The 4781-nt window shown below is 54.7% G+C and carries 5 protein-coding genes; 2 read left to right on the forward strand and 3 right to left on the reverse strand.

Annotation, left to right across the window (positions count from 1 at the left end; all coding sequences use genetic code 11):
- The 3 genes from WBC85_RS13940 to dksA all read right to left on the reverse strand — a co-directional run.
- On the reverse strand, positions 1-308 hold a 308-nt coding region (locus tag WBC85_RS13940), incomplete at its 3' end, for an AMIN domain-containing protein (RefSeq protein WP_424438406.1).
- A 62-nt stretch (positions 309-370) separates the two neighbouring features.
- Positions 371-1540: an FAD-dependent monooxygenase gene (locus tag WBC85_RS13945; RefSeq protein WP_424438409.1), complete on the reverse strand. Its 1170-nt coding sequence runs from the start codon at positions 1538-1540 to the stop codon at positions 371-373.
- A gap of 83 nt (positions 1541-1623) precedes the next feature.
- Positions 1624-2046 (reverse strand): RNA polymerase-binding protein DksA, encoded by a 423-nt coding sequence (gene dksA, locus WBC85_RS13950; RefSeq protein WP_424438412.1) that lies wholly within the window; start codon positions 2044-2046, stop codon positions 1624-1626.
- A 175-nt stretch (positions 2047-2221) separates the two neighbouring features.
- Here dksA and WBC85_RS13955 point away from each other — a divergent pair, with 175 nt between their 5' ends.
- Positions 2222-3058: an AAA family ATPase gene (locus WBC85_RS13955; RefSeq protein WP_424438415.1), complete on the forward strand. Its 837-nt coding sequence runs from the start codon at positions 2222-2224 to the stop codon at positions 3056-3058.
- 424 nt (positions 3059-3482) lie between these two features.
- Positions 3483-4781 (forward strand): DUF2927 domain-containing protein (locus tag WBC85_RS13960; RefSeq protein ID WP_424438418.1); only part of this gene is annotated, 1299 nt, incomplete at its 3' end.

A 4781-nucleotide genomic window follows, 5' to 3' on the forward strand; every position in this document is an offset into this window, starting at 1 on the left:
GACCAGCCGGGCCGGACTGCGCCGAACCGCAGTTGACTGGCTTTCCCACCTGAAATCAGCTTCTTAGGGTCTGTTCCCGCAAAATCGACTTCGCGAAAGTCAACGACAAGCCGCGCGGGATTGTCCAAGGTATAAACGCGGTATGGCACGCCTTGTGACAAGGCCAGATCAAGCTGGTAAGCACCGCCCTTTGTGGTGATACGGCTCGCGTCGGCCTCTAGCCGGGCAAGCGCTGAAAAGCCTTGCGCCGCGCCTTGGCCGCTCGCCCCTATTAGAAGGGCTATGGAGAGAGATGCTGCTCTTATCATCGGCCTTTTCCGGCGCTTCGTATTGAGGGCAGTATAGGCCGCGCAGGCCTTCGGCGGAACCACTAATTTTTGGCTGACTCGGACGTGATGTCATAGCTGTAGAGCCAATCGAATTGATGAAGCATTTTTCGGGGCGCAAAGCGGCTGCCGAGTTGAAGCACGCTATGAGCCGCAAATCGCACCGGGCCATGCGGCAGATGATATTTCCAGGCGTTAGCATTGGCCGCTTTTACGACCTTCGTCGCCCTTGATTTGCGACTTGCTTGATACCGGGCAAGTCGCTCGGTGAGTGGTGCATCCGATTGCAACGCCGCGCAAAGCGCCCATGCATCTTCAAGCGCCATATTTGCGCCCTGCGCCAGAAATGGTAGCGTTGGATGCGCGGCATCACCAAGCAAAGCACAGCCCGCGCCGTGCCAGTTTTCCGCGACGGGATGGCGAAACAGGCCCCAGATGTGAACATCGTCTACTTGTTCAAGCATGTCTTGCACCGCTGGTGCAGCCCCCTCGAACGCGGCGCACAAATTGGCAGGATCATCGCGCTGCATCCAGCCTTCTTCGGCCCACAGGCTTCGTTCCTGCACGGCGACAAGATTTAGCATCGACGCATCGCGCAGCGGATAGCTGACAATGTGACAGCCCGCAGCCATATGAACCTGAACATCGCCGCTGCGCCCCTGCGCGTTGGGGATCAAAGCGCGCCAAGCGACCTGCCCTGTAAAGAAGGCCGCATCATCGCCATTCAGAACGCTTCGCAGTTTGCTGTGCAGCCCCCCCGCATCAATGACCAGATCGCAGGCGACGCTTGCCCCTGTTTCAAAGTGGATTGTCGCAGGGTTGCCCGGCTCAATTGATGTCACATGTTGCAGCAATCGGATTTGAACACCTGCGTCCCTTGCGCCCTTTAGAAGGATATCAATCAGATCCGCGCGGTGCGCAAAGTGATAGCGCTGGTGCTGCTGAAGCTGGGTCAGATCAAGGCGCGCCACTTCCTTATCACTCTCGGCGCGGCGCAGACTAACTGCCTGCCCTTGCAATGATCGCTTTGCAAGCGGCTCTTCCAGTCCAAGGGCACGCAACACACAGACGCCGTTGGGGCTGATCTGAAGCCCTGCGCCAACTTCGCTAATGGCTTCGGCCTGCTCATAGACAACCACTTTCGCGCCACGTTGCGCCAAGGCTGTTGCGATTGCCAACCCACCGATCCCGCCGCCGACGATGCCAATATTCATTTCTTTTATCATCGCTCACATCTGCAAAGAAAAACGCCGAAGCGAAAGCCCCGGCGTTGTTTATCTTGGTGCCGCAGTTGCGATCAGTCGTCGCGGTGCACTTTTTCGCGGCGCTCATGAAGCTCTTGCGCTTCAAGGCTCATCGTTGCGATTGGCCGTGCATCAAGACGTTTAAGCGAAATAGGCTCCCCCGTCACGTCGCAATAGCCGAACTCGCCCTCGTCAATTCGGCGCAAAGCCGCATCGATTTTGGCAACCAGTTTACGCTGGCGATCACGTGTGCGCAGCTCTAGCGCGCGATCGGTCTCTTCGCTGGCACGGTCTGTTACATCAGGAATGTTACGTGTGCCGTCTTGCAGCGTTTCAATCGTGTCGCGCCCGTCAGAGAGCAACTCTTTACGCCAATCTTTCAACCGCTTTCGGAAATACTCGGTTTGGCGCTCGTTCATAAACGGCTCGTCTTCAGCCGGCTTATAATCTTCGGGCAGAAAAGTTTCAGCTTTCATGTCCGCTCCCTCTTTAAAGCCATCTTCCATGAACACTTTCTCTGGTATCTGGCGTATCTCTGGGCGCGGCATACCGCACAAGGCGCGACTTGTCACTAGGCAATAACTTCACGTTGCGGCGATATTTGTCTACAGATAAGGTGCAGAAAAGATGCACCAAATTGTGAGAAATCAAATGAAATTCACCGGCACCCAAGACTACGTGGCGACAGACGATCTTACCATTGCGGTTAATGCGGCGGTGACCCTGGAGCGCCCTCTTTTGGTGAAAGGTGAGCCGGGGACAGGCAAGACAGAACTGGCCCGTCAAATTTCGAACGGCTTGGGGCTGCGCATGATCGAGTGGAACATCAAATCCACGACAAAAGCGCAACAAGGCCTATATGAATACGACGCGGTAAGCCGTCTTCGTGACAGTCAACTGGGTGAAGAGCGTGTTCACGACGTGGCCAACTACATCCGCAAAGGCAAACTTTGGGAGGCCTTTGAAGCAGGCGAAAAGGTCGTTTTGCTGATCGACGAAATCGACAAGGCCGATATCGAATTCCCGAATGATTTGCTGCAAGAGCTCGATCGCATGGAGTTCTATGTCTACGAAACGGGCGAGACTATTCGCGCGGAAAACCGTCCCATCGTTATCATTACATCGAACAACGAAAAAGAGCTGCCCGATGCCTTCTTGCGGCGCTGCTTCTTTCACTACATCCGCTTTCCAGATCCCGAAACAATGCGCAAGATTGTCGAAGTGCACCACCCCGGCATCAAGGAATCCCTGCTCACAACAGCACTGTCCCAGTTCTATGAAATACGCGAACAGCAAGGCCTCAAGAAAAAGCCTTCAACGTCAGAAGTGCTCGATTGGCTCAAGTTGTTATTGGCAGAAGATCTGACGCCAGAAGATCTTAAGCGGGACGGCGTAAATGCCCTGCCTAAATTGCATGGTGCATTGTTGAAAAACGAACAAGATGTGCATCTGTTTGAACGTTTGGCATTTATGGCGCGACGCGGCTAAGCCCGCCTCTAACAAAAAAACTTGTGCTTTCATGTGCCTACAAGGCGCACCTTCCGCTATATCTAGGTGGCAGGTGCGCAACATTTTCCCAAACGTGAACAATCCCCTATAACACCTCAAAATTGTATCGGGTTAGTGTCCCCGAGGCGATTTCTTATTATTGCCACTTTGTTTTCTTAAACCCGACAGGGTGAAGGGTCATACCGTTCACACCTGAATGAGTGAAAGGGAGTAAGTCTTGTTGGCAATTGCCCCAAGCAAATGTTCGGACTGCACTTTGGCAATTTGCCAAAGCAATACGTCTGCGCACGCTCCTTCATTTTGGTTAAACGAGCCCCCTTCGTGGGACCTTTGCAACCGGGCGATCGCAGGATCGCCCACTATTCGTAGGCACCTGCGAACAAGACGGGGTTTGAAAACCTAGATGCGCCGATTTTTATTGCCTTTCTATCTTGCGCTCTCTGGCTGTGTGCCATCGACGCCAGCGGATATGCCCTCGCGGGCGCAAACAGTTGCAGCCGGTGATAGCTTGCCTGCTGTCAAAGTGTTTAACGCACCGCGCCCGACGCCTTCTCTTCGCGCCAATTCAGATATTGCCCGCGACTTCCTTGAGCTAAGCTTCAATCTGGAAAGCGGCCGCAGCCTGCAAACGCTCACACGCTTTGAAGGGCCCATTACAGTACGCGTGACTGGCAAGCCATCATTCGGGCTTGGTAGCGATCTGAACCGCCTTCTGCACCGTTTACGCACAGAAGCCCGGATCGACATTCGCCAACAACAAGGCGAAAGCGCAAACATTACAATCGAAGCTGTGCCGCGCACTGAAATTCGTAAACTCCTGCCGCAGGCCGCCTGCTTTGTCGCGCCGAATGTTTCTAGCATCCAGCAATATCGCTTGGCCCGTCGCACATCCTTGGTTAACTGGACGGGTTTGAAAGAACGCAAGACGCTGTCCATATTCTTGCCCAACGACGCCAGCCCGCAAGAAGTTCGCGATTGCCTGCATGAAGAGCTCGCACAGGCGCTTGGCCCGCTGAACGACCTCTACCGTTTGCCCGATTCGGTCTTTAACGACGACAACGTACATACGGTACTGACCGGCTTTGATATGTTGATCCTGCGCGCCTATTATGATCCGTCCCTGCGCAACGGTATGAGCAAAAGCGAAGTTGCCAGCCGAATTGGCGGTATTCTTACGCGCATCAATCCACGCGGTGCCCAATATGCGCCGCGCCGTCTAACCCGCACGCCGCGCACTTGGATCAATGCGATCCAGCGCGCGCTTGGCCCGGGCGCCAACCAGAAAGAACGTCTAAGCGCTGCGAATGAAGCGATGCAAATCGCTGTCGCAATGGGTTGGTCAGATCACCGCCGTGCCTTTAGCCACTATGCAATGGGCCGCTTGCAGATGTCTTCAAACCTGAACAAATCGCGTGAGCATTTCTCAATAGCCGCACGCCTTTATGGACAAAGCCCATCGACCCGTCTGCACGCAGCTTATGCAGCATCGCAACTTGCCTCCTTCTATATCGCGGAAGGAAATGGCGAAGCTGCTTTGAAGCAAATCGGGCCACATCTGGACACCGCAGCGCGTTATGAAAACGCCGCCCTGCTATCAACCTTGATGCTTCAACGCGCAGAAGCTCTCGATTTGGCGGGACGTTCCTCAGAAGCACGCACCATCCGTATGGACAGTTTGGGATGGGCGCGATACGGCTTTGGT

The organism is Planktotalea sp. (genome assembly GCF_049680325.1).
Taxonomy (GTDB): domain Bacteria; phylum Pseudomonadota; class Alphaproteobacteria; order Rhodobacterales; family Rhodobacteraceae; genus Planktotalea.